This is a genomic window from Pseudaminobacter soli (ex Li et al. 2025) (assembly GCF_029892515.1).
Lineage (GTDB): Bacteria > Pseudomonadota > Alphaproteobacteria > Rhizobiales > Rhizobiaceae > Pseudaminobacter > Pseudaminobacter soli_A.
Map to the genome: position 1 here is coordinate 141,916 of NZ_JARXVF010000007.1, position 17,367 is coordinate 159,282.

The following is a 17,367-nucleotide window of genomic DNA, read 5'->3' on the forward strand; positions in this document are numbered from 1 at the left end:
TCGCCGCCACGCATCGGGCGGCGGCGAAACCGTGAAAACCGTTTCTCGAGGGTCCTTGCGCCGTCAGCGGCGCAGGATCGGGCAGCCACGCTCGCGTGCGAAGGTCACGCTGACCCAGCGCCCGCCGGAGCGGCCGCTGACTTCCACGAAGCGGCGACCGACCGTCTCAATCCGCGCGCGCCGAATCCCCATGCGGTCGGCCTTGTCCAGCGCCTGCTCGGGTGAGCAGTCACGGCCATAGCGGTCGCGCCGGTCGCGGCGGTCGTCACGGCGTTCGCCGCGATAGTCCCCGCGGTAGTCGCCGTCATAGCCCTCGTCGTCGTTGCTGCGCCAGTCGCGGCGGCAGCGCGGATCATGGCGATCCCGTCTGCAATCAGGCTCTACCACGACACGGCTGCCGGACGGGCCGATCTCGAACTGGACCGACTGGGCAGCGGCCGGCTGCAGGGCGGCTGCCACTCCACCAAGGCACAGCAACGCCGAAAGCGTTGCATTGCGCACGAACGAAAACATGAAACGTCCCTCCGGGTTGCCGGCACCTCGTGCCGGTCTGGTTCGGTGGTCCGTCGACTCATCTCCCGGTCGGGCGATTCGGCGGCACCGCATGACAGGATCAATCAACCGATCCAGACTTTTTTGCGAGAGCCGGAACCCGGCCAGGAAAAAGAAATCGCACCGCTTGCAAAGCCGACACAGGCGGCTGCGCAGAAGCAGATGTTCCGGGCGCTCCTGTCAAAACGCCCCCGCCGGCGGTATATTTTCGGTATCGATCTCGTCGCGAGGGATGGGAACCATGGCAGACATGCCGTCCGCGTTGGGTCAGGCTGGTAGGGGCTGGCGCTTCAAATGCGGCGTGGCCCTACTCGTCCTGGCAATCGCGCTGGTGCTGGCGATCCCGCTTCTTGCCGCCTTCGGACTGCCACCGGCCACTTTGGCGGCCATCACCGGCGCCGTCTTCATCATCAACAAGCTGCTGCTGATCCTGATCATCGCCCTGGTCGGCAAGGCCGGCTTCCAGGAGCTGAAGAACATTCTCGCCAGCTATGTTCCTCACGTGAAGAAAGTCGGACCAATCGGGCCCGTGCGTCACGCAACCGGGCTGGCCATGTTCTGGATACCCCTCACATGGTCCGTGCTTGAGCCGTATATCGATTATTTCTGGCCCGGCCTGCGGCCGAACAAATGGGCATATCAACTCGGCGGCGATCTCATCTTCGTGGCCGGCATTTTCGTGCTGGGCGGCAATTTCTGGGAGAAGGTCCAGGCGCTCTTCATCCGCACCGCGCGCGTGGTCGACACGTCAAGCCACAGGATAGAGTGACGTCAAACGGCGCGCGGCAGGGAGATGCCATGCCCACCGCCACCTGCGGGTCGTCGCCCGGCAGGCCGGGCCAAGCTGGCTTCATACCCGCGCAGCTTCATGATTTCGGTGGCAGCCACCAGGGCAATTTCCGCGAGCTCATCCTTGCTGAAGGGGCTGGAATCCTTCGCCAGCACGAGCAGTTCATCCACTACGTCGGCCTTGTCGTCCATCTTGCCCTCCCGGGGGCTGGCACGAGGCTCGGTGCGCCGTCGTTGGGGGGGCTTGGGCGGCACCGAGCCTCTTGCTGGCTATTGCCTGTCGGAAGCCAGAGCCTCAAAGTCCAACAACCGGAGCCGTTGCGGTAGATGGCAAAAAAAGCGGGCCGCATCCACCAATGGCGGTAAGCCCATGGTCGATGTTTAGATCATCATCAATATAGCTAGAGAATTTCGTCTATTCCGGAAAACAACTCGTCTCCCGGAACGCTGCCTCGAAGCCGTTATTGCACCGGCTTCCAGTCGAAGACGAGATCTTCGCGGAACGCGAAGCGCACGATGTGATCGACGACCACCTGTTCCATGCGCGGCAGTTCGGCCGCTTCGACCTCGACGGTCAGCGACGCATCATCCGCCCGGAGGTCGACCACCCGCCCCTCGCCCAGATCGATCCGCCCTTCGGTCGGCGAAAACTCGACCGCGAACTTATGGCTCCAGTGCTTGCACAGCTGCTGAAGGTAGCGGCTTGCATGTTCGGTTTCGACGACGGCCTTCGACTTTGCCATGACGGCTCCCTCATTCCCTCAATCCAACGCAACCTGATGTAGCCACAGTTGCCGGGTTTTTCCAGAACAGGCAGCCACACAAGGCTTCTCGCGGACGCCGCATTGAACCACACCAAGCCGTCCGACTATATCATCCTCGTCATTCGTCGGAGTACACATGCTGATCAGACCCGCCACACCGAACGACGCAGCCGCCATCTGGTCGATCATCGGCCCCACGATCAGGGCCGGCGAGACCTATGCGCTCGAGCGCGACATGAGCGAGGCCGACGCCCTGGCCTACTGGATGGCCCCAAGCAGCGAAACCTTCGTGGCCGAAGAGGATGGTCGCATCCTCGGCACCTACTGCCTGCGCCGCAACCAGGCGGGCGGCGGAAGCCACGTCGCCAATTGCGGCTACATCACCGACCCGGCCGCGACCGGCCGTGGCGTCGCGCGCCGCATGTGCGAGCACTCGGTGGAACGTGCCCGTGAGCGCGGCTTCAAGGCCATGCAATTTAACTTCGTGATCAGCAGCAACGAGCGCGCGGTGCGCCTGTGGCAGTCAATGGGCTTTGAGATCGTAGGCCGCCTTCCGAACGCCTTCCTCCACCCCTCCCGTGGCTATGTCGACGCGTTTGTGATGTTCAGGACGCTGTGAATCGTCCGAGGCGGAGGCTCGGCTCTCTCGATGGATCAGTGGCCCGCCCTCAAGAGGGCAGGCCAAGCCTCATTGCTTCGCGTCACACTTGTTCACGAAAGTAATAATCGGCCAGCGTTCCTTGCGAAGGGCCGTCTTGCGCAGCCAGCCGGTCTTGGGACCGAACTGTGCCTGGCACCAGACGCCGTCTGAAGCCGTCAGACAGGTGTCCACCTCGACGCAAGCGCCTTGGGGCACTGCGCCGACGATGCCGGCGTCGTCACGCGCTTCCGCGCGCACGTTCAGGTTGACGATCACGTTGATCTTTTTGCTTCCGGCAGAGTCGCCAACCAGCGGATCGCCAAGTTCCTCCTTGGGCGCACATTTGTTGGTGAAGCCGAGAAAATAGCAGCCACTGGTTTTGACGGCCGTATCCAGCCTGTCAACGGTCCCGTCTACCCGGTCGAGGATGACGGGCAAACCACCGGCCGTGGTGCCGGTCATACGTCTCTGGTTGCCGCCAAGCCGAGCCAGCACAAGGTTCCCGCCGCCAAGAAGGGCGAGTTGCTTGTCAACGATCCCCCACGTGGCTGCGCCGGCTAACTCACCGCCGCAGCCCGCATTGCCCAGCGAGAAATTCTGTTCGACGGATGTCTTGCCGAGATCTAGCACGCAGCGTTCGTCGCCCTTGCCGAACCGGGCATCGAAGACCTTCCATTTGCCAGAAAACGCAGCGACAAGATCGGTCTCGCTTTGCGCCAGGGCGGCGGTGGTCCAAAGCGCGCAGGACAGCGCGGCGGCCACGTAGCTTCGAGCAAGAACGCCTTTGCCACTTATCAGAGCGGTTCCGGTATTTCGATTGGACACAGCATCTCTGGTGGGGACAGCAATCAAGCGGTCATCGTCCAGGTGGGCATGAACAACGTCTCGAATACCAGCCAGGTCGGCGGCTTCAACAACATCGGCATCAGCCAGTAATGCCCCTTGGACCAGGGCGGAGCGATCCGCCCTGGTCTTCTTTCCACGTCAGTTCAGGCAGTTCGGTCGGGGGAAGCCCCCTGATTAATCCGGTATTTCGGAGCCCGCATGCAGATCAAGTTTTACCCTGCCACCGCCACCGCGCTTGCTCTGCTCATGGGCGCCGCGCATGCCGACAGCAATTTCGCGAATGTTGTGCAGAGCGGTTCAAGCAACAGCGGTGTCGTCACTCAGGGGCCGGGCAGCCATAACAAAATCGGCACCGAAGCAGACGCTGCGCTACAGAGCGGCAGCAACAATGATCTGAATATCCTTCAAAGCGGAAGCTCCAACGAGGTTGGCACCGCAAGGCAGGGCTTCGACCAGTTGGGCAATCGTAACCGGGCCAACATCACCCAATCGGCGGATTGGAACACGGTCGGCGAGGTGCAGCAGGTCGACCAGACGAATAGCGGCGCGACGACGCGCAACGCGCTGACGATCACCCAGCAGGGCAGCGGCAAAAACCGCGTTGACACCGTGCGGCAGACGCGGACAAGCGGCCTTAATGCCCAGCCCGGCAACAACGCCATGATCACGCAGGGTGACACGACGAGTGAGGGCACGAAGACCGGCGGCAATCATATCGGCACGCTTTCGCAGACCGGGCGCGGCAACTCCGCCACGGTGACCCAGTCGAGCAGCGACAACGACCTGGGCGCACTAAATCAGAAGGGCAGCCAGAACAGCGCAACATTGCTCCAGCAGTCGGGCGACGGCAACAAGGTCGGCACCATCGACCAGAACGGCACGGGCAAGAAGCCTCACTGACCTTCACTGGCGCCGGCAACGGCGCCACCAGCTTCGACCCAGGTCGGCTGACTGCTTTCGGTGCGTTCGGCACCCTCACTCAAGGCAATGTCCGCCAGACAGGCTTGAGCAATCACATCGGCTTCCTGGTCACCGGCAACGGCACGGCCTTCGGCTTCAGCCAAAACGGCATCGGTAACAACGTCAACGGCACCGTTATCGGCGACGACAACCAGATCGGCGTCGACCAGGACGGCACGGCGAACCGAGCCGGTATCCAGATCGGTTCGGGCAACAGAAACGATGTCTACATCACCCAGACCAGCGGAGCACTCAGCTTCGGCAACGACGCCAGCGTGACCCTTGCCGGCGACCGCAACGCTGTCGGTATTGCCCAGGACGGCAACAATAACGCCGCGACGGCAGGCATCACCGGCAACGCCAATTTGGTCACCGTCACACAGGCCAGCCTTTTGCTGGGCAATGACGCAACCATCGACATTACCGGCAATCGCAACGCAGTTTCCAGTTCGCAGACCACAGGCGCGCTCGGCCGCAACGTGCTAAAGGCCGATATCGCCGGTAACTGGAACGAACTGAAAGCAAATCAGTCGATCTCGGGCGGCGGCACCAACTTGGCCACCATAGCCTTCAACGGCAGCGGCAACTATCTCGATGTAGTGCAGTCGAAATCAGGCCTTGGCGGATCGGGCAATACGCTGAACGTCAGCATCTATGGCAACCGCAACAATGACCCATTGCTTGGCGGGTTCCATTCCCCTTCCCTTTCCACGGCGCTCGGTGCTGCGGCAGGCGTCTCTAGCTTCGGCCCGGGCACGATTTATCAGTCGGGCAAGGGCAATACGATTACGCTGGACGTTGGGACGGCCACGGCAGACTCGAACAGGAACCTCTTCGCCTTTGCCCAGAGCGGCAACAGCAACGGTATTGTCGGCTCGGTCAACGGCATCGGCAACCAGGCTGTGGTGGTGCAGACCGGCGACGGCAACTTCACCAGTTTTAGCCAGATTGGCAACTTCAACGTCGTGGGCGTAAGCCAGTAGCTGCGATCAACGTAGCGAGGCCGGGACGGCATGCCGTCCCGCACGGCTGGGCTATGTTCATTATTGTGAGCAGCTTTGTCGTCATCGCTGCCGCGCTGAAAGCCGGCTGGCATAGGATTGACAGTCGCGAATCACGCGTTGCGCGCACGAAATCGCCATTGGCTATTCGACGAAATTTTCCAGAGCATATTGCAGCCAGACGGAATCGTCTGGCGCCGCACAAATCCGGCTAAGAAAACAGATAGAGCGGCGGAGTTGCATTCGTCAGAATGCTGTCGCTCTAGATCGCCGCCATGTGCCTTGAAAAAGTCTTGGTACGCCCAAGGGGAATCGAACCCCTGTTTGCGCCGTGAGAGGGCGCCGTCCTGACCGCTAGACGATGGGCGCGTGTAAGACTTGCGCCATATAGGCGAGGCTTTTGGAAAACGCAACCGGGATTCTTCGATCAATGCACAGGCAATGCAAACACGCCGTCGAAAGGCGCCTGTCGGCCCGAGATATTTTGCAGCCAAGCAGCATCGCGTGTCGTCGCACAAATGCGGCTAAAGCAGCGGATAAAGGGCATCCGCCAGGATGCCCGCCGCTCTAGCGCCGCTGGATCAGATCCCACAGATTGCCGCAGAGATCGGCAAAGACGGCGACCGAACCATAGGCTTCGTGGCGCGGGGCTTCGCGGAACTCGACGCCGGCGGCCAGCATCGCCGCATGGTCGCGCGCAAAATCGTCGGTCTCCAGGAACAGGAAGACGCGGCCGCCGGTCTGGTCGCCGATTCGCGAAAGCTCGGCCTCGTTCTTGGCCTCGGCCAGCAGCAGGCGCGCGCCATTGCCGCCGGCGGGGCCGACCGTCACCCAGCGCTTGCCGCCGCCGAAGTCGATATTGTCGAAAAGCTCGAAGCCGAGCTTTTCGACGTACCAGGCGATCGCCTCGTCATAGTCGCGCACGACCAGCGAGACGGTGGCGACCTTGCGGGCCGGCGCGCTCACTGCTGGGTCACCGCAAAGCGGCCGACAATGCGGCGCTCGGCGAAATCGTAGAGGAAGATCACGCGGCTGCCGTCGGCAAGCTCGGCCTCGATCGAGACGCGGTTGCCCGAGAGCGACTGTGACACGACCTTCGCCCCCGCCGGCAAGGCGATGTCGCCCGACATGAAGGCCTGTTCGGATGGCGACGGCACGCCGCCATTGGTCACGGCCGGCGCTTCGGGCTTGGAGCCGGTTTTGTAGACAATTGCGGCCAGCACCGCCATAAGGGCGATGAACAGCAGGCCCAGATTGATGGCGATGAAGCGCACCAGCTTGCGGCGGACCTTCTCGACCGACGGGTCTAGCGGCTTGTCGTCTTCGTCATTCAGATGCGGCGATGCCATTGTCCACACGGTTCCGGATTATTGAAACGAAATGAGCAATCCTGATAGCGAAGCCGAAGGCGTAATGAAAGAGTTCAGCGCCGGCGCTGACGCCGCAGGCACGCGGCTCGACCAGTGGTTGGCCGCAGCACTTGGCCCGGACTTTTCGCGCAACCGCGTCCAGGCGCTGATCCGCCAGGGCGCAGTCGCGGTCAACGGCCAGGCTATCACCGAGGCCAAGCGCAAGATGGCCGAGGGCGACCGCGTTGCCATCGAGATGCCCGAGCCGGAGCCGGCCGAGCCGATCGGCGAAGATATTCCGCTCGACATCCTCTACGAGGACGACCAGCTCATCGTCATCAACAAGCCGGCCGGCCTGGTCGTGCATCCGGGCGCCGGCAACTGGACCGGCACGCTGGTCAACGCGCTGATCCACCACTGCGGCGACAGCCTGTCGGGCATCGGCGGGGTGAAGCGGCCGGGCATCGTGCATCGTCTCGACAAGGATACGTCGGGCGTCATGGTGGTCGCCAAGACCGACAAGGCCCACAAGGCGCTGTCGGAAGCTTTTGCCGACCATGGCCGCGACGGCGACCTCGAGCGCGCCTATGTGGCGCTGGTGTGGAACATCCCTGCCCGCCTGACCGGAACGATCGACGCCCCGCTCGGCCGCGCCGCCGACCGCGTGCGCCGCGCCGTGGTGCCCGAAACCCGCGACGACGCCCGCCACGCCGTCACCCACTACACCGTGCTGGAACGCTACGGGCAGGCCGATAGCCGCAGCGTGGAGGCAGCTCTGGTGGAATGCCGGCTGGAGACCGGCCGCACGCACCAGATCCGCGTCCACATGGCCCATATCGGCCACCCCGTGGTCGGCGACCCCGACTATGGCACCGCCTTCCGCACCAAGGCCAACCGCCTGCCCGAGGAGCTCAAGGCTAAGGTGCAGGGGCTGCCCCGCCAGGCCCTGCATGCGCGGCTACTGGCATTTCGCCATCCCGATACCCATATGTTGATGAGGTTCGAGGCACCCATGCCTTTGGATATGGCCGGAATTGTCGAGGGTTTCCGCAAGTTGTGAAAACTTGACCACGTTTGTTCACTTTGGCGTGACACACTGTTTCGTGTTGAACAATGTGGGTGCTTTTCTCGCTTTGTTCCTATATAAACACGCTTGACACCGGAGAGCGCGAGGCGCCGGCGTCATATGCCTGCCTGAATCAGGGGGCAAATCCTTAAAGAGGGAGGGCGCAATCATGGCCCAGACACTACCTAGCATCGTTTCCGGGGAAGGCGGCCTCAGCCGCTATCTCGAAGAAATCCGTCGCTTTCCGATGCTGCAGCCGCAGGAAGAGTACATGCTCGCCAAGCGGTATCAGGAGCACGAAGACACCAAAGCCGCCCACAAGCTGGTCACCAGCCATCTCAGACTCGTGGCCAAGATTGCCATGGGCTATCGCGGCTATGGCCTGCCGATCGGGGAAGTCATCTCCGAGGGCAATGTCGGCCTCATGCAGGCCGTGAAGAAGTTTGAACCCGAACGCGGTTTCCGCCTGGCGACCTACGCCATGTGGTGGATCAAGGCATCGATCCAGGAATACATCCTGCGTTCGTGGAGCCTGGTGAAGATGGGCACCACCGCCAACCAGAAGCGCCTGTTCTTCAACCTGCGCAAGGTGAAGGGCAAGATCCAGGCGCTCGACGAAGGCGACCTGAAGCCCGAGCAGATCACTGAGATCGCCACGCGCCTCAACGTGAGCGAGGAAGAGGTCGTTTCGATGAACCGCCGCCTGTCGGGCGACGCTTCGCTGAACGCGCCGATCCGCGCCACCGAAGGCGAATCCGGCGAATGGCAGGACTGGCTGGTCGACGACCACGAAAGCCAGGAAGAAACGCTGATCGAGCAGGACGAGCTGGAAAACCGGCGCGCCATGCTGGCCGACGCCATGTCGGTGCTGAACGACCGCGAACGTCGCATCTTCGAGGCACGCCGCCTCGCCGACGATCCGATGACCCTCGAGGAACTCTCGGCCGAGTTCGATATCAGCCGCGAGCGCGTCCGCCAGATCGAGGTCCGCGCTTTCGAAAAGGTACAGGACGCGGTCAAGGCCGCCACCAAGCGCCGGGCCCAGGCCCTGCGCACCATAGAGGCCCAGCCCGCCGCCTGATTTTTCCGCCCCGGCGGCAGGTCCTAGAAATATGCACAGCAATCGCGTCGGCCCCTGCCGGCGCGATTTTTTTTGGCCGCTACATTGTTTGATCGCTCCCCGATGGTGACCGAGGCCGGAGGGCTGCTCAGTCTGCCGCCAGAACGAGATCGGTCAGATGCTCGGCCCAGGCGCGGTAGCCGGCGGCGGAGGCATGAAAACCGTCGGTCGAGAAGCCGGCGGCCGGGTCGAGGATGGGCAGGCGCGTGGCGGGCACCGCGCCGCGCTCGTGGCAGAGCCGCGTGGCGAGCGCATTGAGGGCGCTGGCGCGGATTTCCAGGATTTTTCCGAGCAGCGGCGGCAGCGCCGGCACGCGGGTGAACTCCACCACCGGCGACCACATCACGCGCGCCTCCGGCCACTTGGCGCGCAGCGCATAGAGCAGGCCGCCGAACTCCTTCTTGAAGCGCCGCAGCGTGTGGAAATTCTTGGTGTCGTTCGAGCCGACTGAGAGCACGATATGCGTCCAGCGGTCGGCGGAGAGATTGGGCAGCACGTGGTCGCGCAGCTCGCCGGCGGTGGCCGAGTTGAAGCCCGCCGCCCGCCAGCGCACGGCGCGGCCGGTGCGCTCCGAAATGATGAGCGCAAGCTGCGCGGCCAGCCCTTCCTGCGAATGGTCGATGCCGACCGAAGCGGCGGAGGAACCGCCCAGCACCAGAAGCGAGAGCGGCGGCTCCTCGCCTTCGACGGCATGCAGCACCGGCCCCCGCGCCGGCAGCATGCGCTCCGTGCGACGGCGCACACCCAGCCCTTGCCAGACATAGGCAGGAAAGGCGAGCCAAGTGAGGAGTGGCAGCAGGCGGGACATGGGCCGGTTATAAAGCGTGACCGGAAAGGTGGGAACCCGGCTTTCACGGCACCGACTTCGGGGACAGTCTGCTCACGACCTCTATGTGGACGCTTAGGGGATCGCAGCAGCATTCTGAAAGCAGACTTGCAAATCTACGGAGGCAACCGCACCCTTGCGCCATATCCAGTCGGCCATCGAAGCAACGGGGCAAATGAGAGTGTCAACTTACAGTGGCAGCACGAGATGATGCTCGGCGGGAGAATCCCGGCGTACCACAAGCCGGGGCAGTGGGTTCAGTGTGGCATCACAGGGATGGGGTTTCCGAAGGAGCCTACCGCGATCGTCTTCCGCGGTCGTACGCTCTATTTGCTTCCTGGCACGCCAAAGGGTGAAAACAACATATTCGGCGACCTTTACCCCGTCATTGCCTTCGAGCACTCGGGAATGAGCTTCGAGGATGGACAGCGCCTGATCAGCGCTTTCGTTAATAGCATCGCATGGGTCCGAAAGGCCGGTATCCGCACAGCACAGTTTGGCGGTGGATCACGCGTCCATGGTCTCGGCGGGCCGGATGCTAAGGCCGTGGTCGATGACCACTTCGAGCTCAACTATGTTCCGGAGCCGGCCGATGATCGTGCAAGGTTGGCGCTGGCTTTCTATCGGGAGGGGCTGACCCTCAATTCCGTCGCGTACCAATGCCTGTCGTTCTTCAAAATTTTGAATATTACAATCGACAATTGGAAGGCTCAGAGGGATTGGATTGACGCCAATATTGGAGAAGCGAGGAAGGTCGACCCGCTTGGCACCAAAGACTGGGAGAATAACGCAGGTTTCGATCCGACAAAGGAGACGGCCGGACATTACCTCTATGTGTCGAACCGATGCGCCATTGCGCACGCGGCTAGCGATCCCCTTATTGATCCTGATGACCCCGATGATCGGCGCCGCTTGGAAAATGACGTGCGGATGGTCAAGGCGCTTGCCGAATATTTCATCGAGCAAGAGTTTGGCATTAAATCTGCCCTGACAGTTTGGCGTGAGCATCTCTATGAACTCGCCGGCTTCGCTGATCTTTTCGGCCCGCCTCTCGTGGCTCGCATCAAGGCTTGCGAAGAGGTGCCGCTCGAAGAGTTCCCCGAGCTACCGGCATTGTCAGTTCGGCTCGCTTTACACGAGTTCTTCCCCTCTTTCGAGGATATGGGCGCGGAGGTAGTCGATTGTGCCAATGGGAGGGTGAACCTTGCGCTGAACTCGCCCCACAGCCTTGCCTCGGTGCTTGTCGTGTTGGATTTCGGGGCTGAAAGGTTTGACTTTGAGATATTTCAACAAATGGCGACTGAGGACGATGGCAGCTTCGCTGGCGGGCAGGCTAAGCTCGACAAGCTCCGCTTCACTGACCTTTACCTGCTAAATGGAAAGCTTGAGATATGGGCTGGTGCCCAGCGGCTTTCGAGGAGGGACGCGTTCATTCCAGAGAACATTGATTTAGGTCGCACTCACGAGAGCTACCAGCAGATGATTGCCGAGGCAGAGGCAGAGCTCAAGCAGCGCGGCGGCTAATATTCGGCGTTCTGTCGCTCCATCCTAAAGCACGATCCTGAATCGTTGGGCTGGCTTTCGCTGACCGTGAGGAGGTCTGACTTCCCCATTCCAAATCCTAGAGGTGCTGGACAAGCGTCCGCCTCGTACGGCCAGTTCGCAACGTCCGCTTTCTAATATGCGCATCCAGAAGCGGACTGGCAGATACCCACCCATCTGCGAGGTTCGTCGCGAAGGCGAGCTATACTCCTACCGCCGCCCAAAGAAAAAGCCCCGCGCGAGGCGGGGCTTTCCTGATGCTCCGGAAGGCTTGGCTTACGCCGCCTTTTCCAGCGCTTCCTGCCACTTGCCCAGCGCGGCAAGGCCGTTCATGCGGGCGCGGTGGGCGAAGGCTGCCTGGGCGGCGGCGACGTTCTCGGCCTTGCCCGACCATGCCTTCTGCGGCGCGGCCTGGAGGGCGCGACCGTAGGAGAAGGTCAGCTTCCACGGATGCGGGCCGCTGGCGTTGATGGCGTTGAGGTTGGCGGTTGCCTCCTCGTCCGACTGGCCGCCCGACAGGAAGGCGATGCCCGGCACGGCGACCGGCACCGTCTCGCGGAACAGGCGCAGCGTCTTTTCGGCGACTTCCTCGGGCGAGTTCTTCTGGCCCGACTTCTTGCCTGCGATGACCATGTTGGGCTTCAGGATCGAGCCTTCCAGCTTCACGCGCGCGTCGTAGAGCGCGTCATAGAGCTTCACCAGCGTGGCGCGGGTGACCTCGTAGCAGGTGTCGATGTCGTGGGCGCCGTCCATCAGCACTTCCGGCTCGACGATCGGAACGATGCCGGCTTCCTGGCAGAGCGCCGCATAGCGGGCCAGCGCCTGGGTGTTGGCGTCGATCGAATAGCGCGAGGGCACGCCCTTGGCGGTGTCGATGTCGATCACCCCACGCCATTTGGCGAAGCGCGCACCGAGCTTGTAGTAGTCGGCCAGGCGCTCGCGCAGGCCGTCGAGGCCTTCGGTGATGGTGTCGCCCGGGAAGCCCGTCAGGGCCTTGGCACCAGCGTCGACCTTGATGCCGGGGATGGAGCCGGCAGCCTTGATCAGATCGACCAGCGGCGTGCCGTCGGCGGCCTTCTGGCGGATCGTCTCGTCGTAGAGGATGACGCCCGAGATGTGGTTCTTCATCGCGTCGGTCGAGCGGAACAGCAGCTCGCGATAATCGCGGCGGCTGTCGGCCGTCGATTCGACGCCGATCACGTCGAACCGCTTCTTGATCGTGCCGCTGCTTTCGTCGGCAGCCAGAATGCCCTTGCCGTCAGCCACCATCGCGGCGGCAATATCTTCCAGACGTTCGCTCATGCAAATCCTCCTTTGGTGCTCGAGGGGCGCATAACAGAAGTATCTGCGCAACGGAATGCCGTGCAAATGCTTGAATCGATTGAAAGACGATCAACTACCCCAACAAAAAATTTCGCCCCTCGCTAGACCATGATGCCGAAAAGTGGGAACCGGTTTTCGGACGACATCATGGTCTATCTAATTAATTGTGCCGCATTTGTGCGACGCGAGGTGAAACCACCTCGCTGCAAAATGCTCGAGGGGCGAAACGAGTGCTCTAAAGCTCACTTCTTGAGGACTTCGACGCCCGGCAGCTCCTTGCCTTCCATCCATTCGAGGAAGGCGCCACCCGCCGTCGAGACATAGGTGAAGTCGTCGGCGGCGCCCGCATGGTTGAGCGCGGCCACCGTGTCGCCGCCACCGGCTACCGACACCAGCTTGCCCTCCTTGGTGCGGGCGGCCGCATGCTTGGCCGCCGCGACGGTCGCGCGGTCGAAGGGCGAAATCTCGAAGGCGCCGAGCGGGCCGTTCCACACCAGCGTCGTGGCGCGGTCGATCCATTGGTTGATGGTCTCGACCGTCTTGGGGCCGACATCGAGGATCATGGCGTCGGCCGGCACGGCCTCGATCGCCACCACCTCGTTGGGCGCGTCGGCCTTGAACTCACGCGCCACCACGGCGTCGGAGGGCAGGATGATGGCGCAGCCGGCCCCGGCCGCCTCGATCATGATCTGCTTGGCGGTCTGGGCCAGGTCGTGCTCGCACAGCGACTTGCCGACATCGGTGCCGCGCGCGGCGAGGAAGGTGTTTGCCATGCCGCCGCCGATCACCAGCGCATCGACCTTCTTCACGAGGTTCATCAAGAGGTCGATCTTGGACGAGACCTTGGCGCCGCCGACGATCGCCACCACCGGGCGGACCGGATTGCCGAGGCCCTTTTCCAGCGCCTCGAGCTCGGCCTGCATAGTGCGGCCGGCATGGGCCGGCAAATGACGCGCCAGACCTTCGGTCGAGGCGTGCGCGCGGTGCGCGGCCGAGAAGGCGTCGTTGACATAGATGTCGCCATTGGCGGCGAGCGCCTTGGTGAATTCGGCCTCGTTCTTTTCCTCGCCCTTGTGGAAGCGGGTGTTTTCGAGCAGCAGTATGTCTCCGTCCTGCATGGCCGATACCGCCTTGGCAGCCGCGTCGCCGATGCAGTCGCTGGCGAAGGCGACGGCATGGCCGAGCACTTCAGCCGTGGCCCCGGCAATCGGCGCCAGCGAATATTTCGCCTCGGGACCTTCCTTGGGGCGGCCGAAATGGGCGAGCAGCACGACCCTCGCGCCACGACGCGAGAGCTCGAGGATGGTCGGAGCGACGCGCTCGATACGGGTGGCATCGGTCACCTTGCCGTCGGCGACCGGCACGTTGAGGTCGACGCGCACGAGCACGCGTTTGCCTTTGACCTCTCCCAGGTCGTCGAGCGTCTTGAAACCGGCCATGGGCAAATCCTCTCCTTGCATTGAGTCGGGCGAACCTTATCGCGGTGCGCGCTGGAAGCAAGAAGCGCGTTTGGCCAAGTCGCGTAGCGCGTGGCCGCCGCACTTCCTCGTGGTCAGGCCTCGTCGGCGACCCGTTTCTCGATCGTGCCGCTGCCCCGGCCGAACAGCCAGCGCAGGCGTTCGCGCAGGCTTTCCGGCACCAGCGGCTGCGGCTGGGTGGGCTCGAAGGACAGGCCGATTGCCGTGATCTTGCCCTTCTCGTCCATGTCGCGGACGATGAGCTCGATGGGCCCGAGATTGAGGCGGTCGGCATATTCGACATGGCCGCCGAAACGCGCCAGCACGAGCTCGCCGATGGTCATCTTCTGCTCCGCCTCGGTAAGCCCGGGCTCGTAGGCGGCTTCCAGATCCTCGGCCGGGCGGTCGGGATCGACGGCGAAGGCGCCGAAGAATTCGGCATCCTCCGGATCGACATCGACGCGGCTGGTGAACAGGCGGTCGAGCAGAGCCGGATAGCGGTCGTGGACGAATATGTAGACGCGGTCGCCGGCCATCAGCTTGCCGAAGTCCGGGAACTTCATCGAAAGGCCGTCGCGCACCACCAGCGAGGGGCGCGCCCAGCGGGGCAGGCGCTCGCCGCGCAGCACCGGGCTGCCCGCCACCACGCGGTAGCTGACAAGTTCGTGGTGGGCCGAGCCCGGCAGCTCGAGCTCGACCTTCTCGATCGGGCCGGCCCTGTGCGGCACGATCAGGCCGAGGCGGCGGGCAAGCGGGCCGACCGTCCAGCCCTGGACGAAGAGCGAGACGAGCACGATGATGAAGGCGGTGTTGAAGATGACGCGGCCGTGCTCCAGCCCGGCCAGCAGCGGGGTAATGGCCAGCAGGATCGACACGGCGCCGCGCAGGCCCACCCACGAGATGAAGGCGACTTCGGTGCTCGGAAGGCGAAACGGCTTCAGGCAGAGCCACACGGCCACCGGACGGGCGATGAAGATCAGGAACAGGCCGAGCGCGACGGCGCCGAGGATGATTCCCGGAAACTGGGATGGCGTCGCAAACAGGCCAAGCACCAGGAACATGATGATCTGCGCCAGCCAGGACATGCCGCCCTGGAAGCGCTTCTGTGCCGCCGCGCCCCTTATGTCGGAATTGCCGGCGACCATGCCTGCGAGATAGACCGCCAGGAACCCCGAGCCGCCAATGGCGCCCGCGGCCGCAAAGACCAGCAGCGACAGGGCCAGGATAAAGATCGGCGCCAGGCCGCGATCGAGGTTAAGCCAATCCACCAGCCGCGCGATGGCAAAGCCGCCGAGCACGCCTACGGCGGCGCCGAGCCCCATGGTGACGACGAAGCCGACGACGAGATCGGTGAACAGCAGCTTGGCTTCCGGATCGACGCCCATGGCGATGATCTCGACCAGCGTAAGCGTCAGGAAGATCGCGATGGGGTCGTTGGAGCCCGATTCGATTTCCAGCGTCGAGCGCACCCGTTCGCGCAGATTGATGTTTCCGGCACGCAGCAGGAAGAACACGGCCGCCGCGTCGGTGGAGGCCACAGTGGCGCCGAGCAGGAAGGATTCGAGCCAGGAGAAATGGGTGAGGTAGTGCGCGGCCACGCCGAAGACGACGGCGGTGATGGCAACGCCTACGGTTGCCAGCGTCAACGCCGGCAGGCCAGCCTGGCGCAGCACATTGACCGGCGTGCCGAAACCCGAGTCGAACAGGATGACCGCCAGAGCGAGCGAGCCGACGAAATAGGCGACGCCGGCATTGTCAAACTGGATGCCGAGCCCGTCCTGGCCGGTGACAAGCCCGATGGCGAGGAAGAGGAGCAGCAGTGGCGCGCCGAAGCGAAAGGCTATCAGGCTCGAAAACGCGGCCGCAAGCACCAGTGCAGTCCCCACCAGCGTTACGAGATAAATCGCCTGATCCATCGGTAGTCTGCTTCCCCATGCTCCGTGTCGTTCGACTTCCTCACAGAGTGCGGCGAAGACATGGCCATGTGCAAGCGACTTGGCCGAAAGACGTTATGCCAAGTGCATTTTTTGACGGCGTAGAAAACGAAACGCCCAGCGGTGAGGCCGGGCGTCCGAAATGCGTGGTGCGAAGCTATCGCCTCAGGCGAAGGTCTTGGCCATGGCAACGGCCGTGTCGGCCATGCGGTTGGAGAAGCCCCACTCGTTGTCGTACCAGGACATGACGCGCACGAGGTTGCCGTCGATGACCTTGGTCTGGTCGAGCGCGAAGGTCGACGAGGCCGGGTTGTGGTTGAGGTCGATCGAGACAAGCGGCTCCTTGGTGTAGGCCAGGATGCCCTTGAGCGGACCGTCGGCAGCGGCGACGAGCGCGGCGTTGACCTCTTCAACGGTGACCGGCTTCTTCGAGACGAACTTGAAGTCGATGACCGAGACGTTCGGGGTCGGCACGCGGATCGAAACGCCGTCCAGCTTGCCCTTGAGTTCCGGCAGCACCAGGCCAACGGCCTTGGCAGCACCGGTCGAGGTCGGGATCATCGACATGGCGGCCGCACGGGCGCGGTAGAGGTCCTTGTGCATCGTGTCCAGCGTCGGCTGGTCGCCGGTGTAGGCGTGGATCGTCGTCATGAAGCCCTTCTCAATGCCGAAGGCATTGTTGAGCACCATGGCCACCGGCGCCAGGCAGTTGGTGGTGCACGAGGCGTTGGAGATGACGATGTGATCCTTGGTGATCTGGTCATGGTTGACGCCATAGACCACCGTCAGGTCGGCACCGTCGGCCGGGGCCGAGACGATGACGCGCTTGGCGCCGGCGGCGAGATGCGCCGAAGCCTTGTCCTTCGAGGTGAAGATGCCGGTGCATTCGAGCGCGATGTCGACGCCGAGATCCTTCCACGGCAGCTGTGCCGGATCCTTGATCGCGGTGACTTTGATGGCGCCGCTGCCGATGCTGATGGTGTCGCCATCGACCTTCACCTCGTGCGGGAAGCGGCCGTGCACGCTGTCATAGCGCAGCAGGTGCGCATTGGTCTCGACCGGGCCGAGATCGTTGATGGCGACGACCTCGATGTCCTTGCGGCCGGACTCGTAGATGGCGCGCAGAATGTTGCGGCCGATGCGGCCAAATCCGTTGATGGCTACTCTGACGGTCATATCAGCTTCTCCCTGGGGGCAA

General features: G+C 63.1%; 18 protein-coding genes and 1 tRNA gene. 7 read left to right on the forward strand and 12 right to left on the reverse strand.

Features of this window, described 5'->3' with window-relative positions; all coding sequences use genetic code 11:
• Nucleotides 1-63: 63 nt before the first annotated feature.
• Complete coding sequence (locus M2281_RS23885) at nucleotides 64-513, reverse strand: hypothetical protein (protein WP_280823700.1); 450 nt, start codon at nucleotides 511-513, stop codon at nucleotides 64-66.
• A gap of 280 nt (nucleotides 514-793) precedes the next feature.
• On the opposite strand from M2281_RS23885, the gene M2281_RS23890 reads away from it, so the two are divergent.
• Nucleotides 794-1,321, forward strand: a complete 528-nt coding sequence (locus M2281_RS23890) for a transporter suffix domain-containing protein (protein WP_280823701.1) — start codon at nucleotides 794-796, stop codon at nucleotides 1,319-1,321.
• Nucleotides 1,322-1,323: 2 nt separating this feature from the next.
• On the opposite strand, the gene M2281_RS23895 is transcribed toward M2281_RS23890, so the two are convergent.
• The gene (locus M2281_RS23895) at nucleotides 1,324-1,533 is read right to left on the reverse strand and encodes a hypothetical protein (RefSeq protein ID WP_280823702.1); all 210 of its coding nucleotides are present in this window, start codon (nucleotides 1,531-1,533) and stop codon (nucleotides 1,324-1,326) included.
• Between the two features lie 269 nt (nucleotides 1,534-1,802).
• Nucleotides 1,803-2,084: a DUF2218 domain-containing protein gene (locus M2281_RS23900; protein WP_280823703.1), complete on the reverse strand. Its 282-nt coding sequence runs from the start codon at nucleotides 2,082-2,084 to the stop codon at nucleotides 1,803-1,805.
• A 157-nt stretch (nucleotides 2,085-2,241) separates the two neighbouring features.
• On the opposite strand from M2281_RS23900, the gene M2281_RS23905 reads away from it, so the two are divergent.
• Nucleotides 2,242-2,724 carry a GNAT family N-acetyltransferase gene (locus tag M2281_RS23905; protein ID WP_280823704.1) on the forward strand — a complete coding sequence of 161 codons (483 nt, stop codon included), beginning with the start codon at nucleotides 2,242-2,244 and terminating at the stop codon, nucleotides 2,722-2,724.
• A 69-nt stretch (nucleotides 2,725-2,793) separates the two neighbouring features.
• Here M2281_RS23905 and M2281_RS23910 read toward each other — a convergent pair whose 3' ends face one another.
• Nucleotides 2,794-3,507, reverse strand: a complete 714-nt coding sequence (locus M2281_RS23910; protein WP_280823705.1) for an AprI/Inh family metalloprotease inhibitor — start codon at nucleotides 3,505-3,507, stop codon at nucleotides 2,794-2,796.
• A 282-nt stretch (nucleotides 3,508-3,789) separates the two neighbouring features.
• Here M2281_RS23910 and M2281_RS23915 point away from each other — a divergent pair, with 282 nt between their 5' ends.
• Nucleotides 3,790-4,491 carry a hypothetical protein gene (locus M2281_RS23915; protein WP_280823706.1) on the forward strand — a complete coding sequence of 234 codons (702 nt, stop codon included), beginning with the start codon at nucleotides 3,790-3,792 and terminating at the stop codon, nucleotides 4,489-4,491.
• 104 nt (nucleotides 4,492-4,595) lie between these two features.
• A complete protein-coding gene (locus M2281_RS23920) occupies nucleotides 4,596-5,534 on the forward strand; it encodes a hypothetical protein (protein WP_280823707.1) in 939 nt (312 codons plus the stop codon).
• 312 nt (nucleotides 5,535-5,846) lie between these two features.
• Here the strand turns inward: M2281_RS23920 and M2281_RS23925 are convergent.
• The 3 genes from M2281_RS23925 to M2281_RS23935 all read right to left on the reverse strand — a co-directional run bounded on the left by M2281_RS23925 (nucleotide 5,847) and on the right by M2281_RS23935 (nucleotide 6,901).
• Nucleotides 5,847-5,921 (reverse strand) — tRNA-Glu (locus M2281_RS23925).
• A 198-nt stretch (nucleotides 5,922-6,119) separates the two neighbouring features.
• Entirely contained in the window at nucleotides 6,120-6,518 is a 399-nt protein-coding gene (locus M2281_RS23930; RefSeq protein WP_280823708.1) for a VOC family protein, read from the reverse strand.
• Nucleotides 6,515-6,901 carry a fimbrial protein gene (locus M2281_RS23935; protein ID WP_280823709.1) on the reverse strand — a complete coding sequence of 129 codons (387 nt, stop codon included), beginning with the start codon at nucleotides 6,899-6,901 and terminating at the stop codon, nucleotides 6,515-6,517. The genes M2281_RS23930 and M2281_RS23935 overlap by 4 nt, the downstream gene beginning before the upstream one ends.
• Nucleotides 6,902-6,932: 31 nt before the next feature.
• Here M2281_RS23935 and M2281_RS23940 point away from each other — a divergent pair, with 31 nt between their 5' ends.
• Complete coding sequence (locus M2281_RS23940; protein ID WP_280823710.1) at nucleotides 6,933-7,961, forward strand: RluA family pseudouridine synthase; 1,029 nt, start codon at nucleotides 6,933-6,935, stop codon at nucleotides 7,959-7,961.
• A gap of 175 nt (nucleotides 7,962-8,136) precedes the next feature.
• Entirely contained in the window at nucleotides 8,137-9,048 is a 912-nt protein-coding gene (rpoH, locus tag M2281_RS23945) for an RNA polymerase sigma factor RpoH (RefSeq protein ID WP_425537795.1), read from the forward strand.
• A gap of 127 nt (nucleotides 9,049-9,175) precedes the next feature.
• Here rpoH and M2281_RS23950 read toward each other — a convergent pair whose 3' ends face one another.
• Complete coding sequence (locus M2281_RS23950; protein ID WP_280823711.1) at nucleotides 9,176-9,895, reverse strand: SGNH/GDSL hydrolase family protein; 720 nt, start codon at nucleotides 9,893-9,895, stop codon at nucleotides 9,176-9,178.
• Between the two features lie 225 nt (nucleotides 9,896-10,120).
• On the opposite strand from M2281_RS23950, the gene mauJ reads away from it, so the two are divergent.
• The gene (gene mauJ / locus M2281_RS23955; protein ID WP_280823712.1) at nucleotides 10,121-11,437 is read left to right on the forward strand and encodes a methylamine utilization protein MauJ; all 1,317 of its coding nucleotides are present in this window, start codon (nucleotides 10,121-10,123) and stop codon (nucleotides 11,435-11,437) included.
• A 294-nt stretch (nucleotides 11,438-11,731) separates the two neighbouring features.
• On the opposite strand, the gene M2281_RS23960 is transcribed toward mauJ, so the two are convergent.
• From M2281_RS23960 to gap, 4 genes are all read right to left on the reverse strand, one after another.
• Entirely contained in the window at nucleotides 11,732-12,757 is a 1,026-nt protein-coding gene (locus M2281_RS23960; protein WP_280823713.1) for a class I fructose-bisphosphate aldolase, read from the reverse strand.
• 263 nt (nucleotides 12,758-13,020) lie between these two features.
• Nucleotides 13,021-14,217: a phosphoglycerate kinase gene (locus tag M2281_RS23965; RefSeq protein ID WP_280823714.1), complete on the reverse strand. Its 1,197-nt coding sequence runs from the start codon at nucleotides 14,215-14,217 to the stop codon at nucleotides 13,021-13,023.
• A 113-nt stretch (nucleotides 14,218-14,330) separates the two neighbouring features.
• The gene (locus M2281_RS23970; RefSeq protein WP_280823715.1) at nucleotides 14,331-16,151 is read right to left on the reverse strand and encodes a potassium/proton antiporter; all 1,821 of its coding nucleotides are present in this window, start codon (nucleotides 16,149-16,151) and stop codon (nucleotides 14,331-14,333) included.
• Nucleotides 16,152-16,334: 183 nt separating this feature from the next.
• Entirely contained in the window at nucleotides 16,335-17,345 is a 1,011-nt protein-coding gene (gene gap / locus M2281_RS23975; RefSeq protein ID WP_280823716.1) for a type I glyceraldehyde-3-phosphate dehydrogenase, read from the reverse strand.
• Between the last annotated feature and the right edge of the window lie 22 nt (nucleotides 17,346-17,367).

What these genes read in the sequence shown, in the direction of transcription:
- M2281_RS23885 (WP_280823700.1), bottom strand. Translation starts at nt 513, where the DNA reads ATGTTTTCGTTCGTGCGCAATGCAACGCTTTCGGCGTTGCTGTGCCTT.
- M2281_RS23890 (WP_280823701.1), top strand. Translation starts at nt 794, where the DNA reads ATGGCAGACATGCCGTCCGCGTTGGGTCAGGCTGGTAGGGGCTGGCGC.
- M2281_RS23895 (WP_280823702.1), bottom strand. Translation starts at nt 1,533, where the DNA reads ATGGACGACAAGGCCGACGTAGTGGATGAACTGCTCGTGCTGGCGAAG.
- M2281_RS23900 (WP_280823703.1), bottom strand. Translation starts at nt 2,084, where the DNA reads ATGGCAAAGTCGAAGGCCGTCGTCGAAACCGAACATGCAAGCCGCTAC.
- M2281_RS23905 (WP_280823704.1), top strand. Translation starts at nt 2,242, where the DNA reads ATGCTGATCAGACCCGCCACACCGAACGACGCAGCCGCCATCTGGTCG.
- M2281_RS23915 (WP_280823706.1), top strand. Translation starts at nt 3,790, where the DNA reads ATGCAGATCAAGTTTTACCCTGCCACCGCCACCGCGCTTGCTCTGCTC.
- M2281_RS23935 (WP_280823709.1), bottom strand. Translation starts at nt 6,901, where the DNA reads ATGGCATCGCCGCATCTGAATGACGAAGACGACAAGCCGCTAGACCCG.
- M2281_RS23940 (WP_280823710.1), top strand. Translation starts at nt 6,933, where the DNA reads ATGAGCAATCCTGATAGCGAAGCCGAAGGCGTAATGAAAGAGTTCAGC.
- rpoH (WP_425537795.1), top strand. Translation starts at nt 8,137, where the DNA reads ATGGCCCAGACACTACCTAGCATCGTTTCCGGGGAAGGCGGCCTCAGC.
- M2281_RS23950 (WP_280823711.1), bottom strand. Translation starts at nt 9,895, where the DNA reads ATGTCCCGCCTGCTGCCACTCCTCACTTGGCTCGCCTTTCCTGCCTAT.
- mauJ (WP_280823712.1), top strand. Translation starts at nt 10,121, where the DNA reads ATGATGCTCGGCGGGAGAATCCCGGCGTACCACAAGCCGGGGCAGTGG.
- M2281_RS23960 (WP_280823713.1), bottom strand. Translation starts at nt 12,757, where the DNA reads ATGAGCGAACGTCTGGAAGATATTGCCGCCGCGATGGTGGCTGACGGC.
- M2281_RS23965 (WP_280823714.1), bottom strand. Translation starts at nt 14,217, where the DNA reads ATGGCCGGTTTCAAGACGCTCGACGACCTGGGAGAGGTCAAAGGCAAA.
- M2281_RS23970 (WP_280823715.1), bottom strand. Translation starts at nt 16,151, where the DNA reads ATGGATCAGGCGATTTATCTCGTAACGCTGGTGGGGACTGCACTGGTG.
- gap (WP_280823716.1), bottom strand. Translation starts at nt 17,345, where the DNA reads ATGACCGTCAGAGTAGCCATCAACGGATTTGGCCGCATCGGCCGCAAC.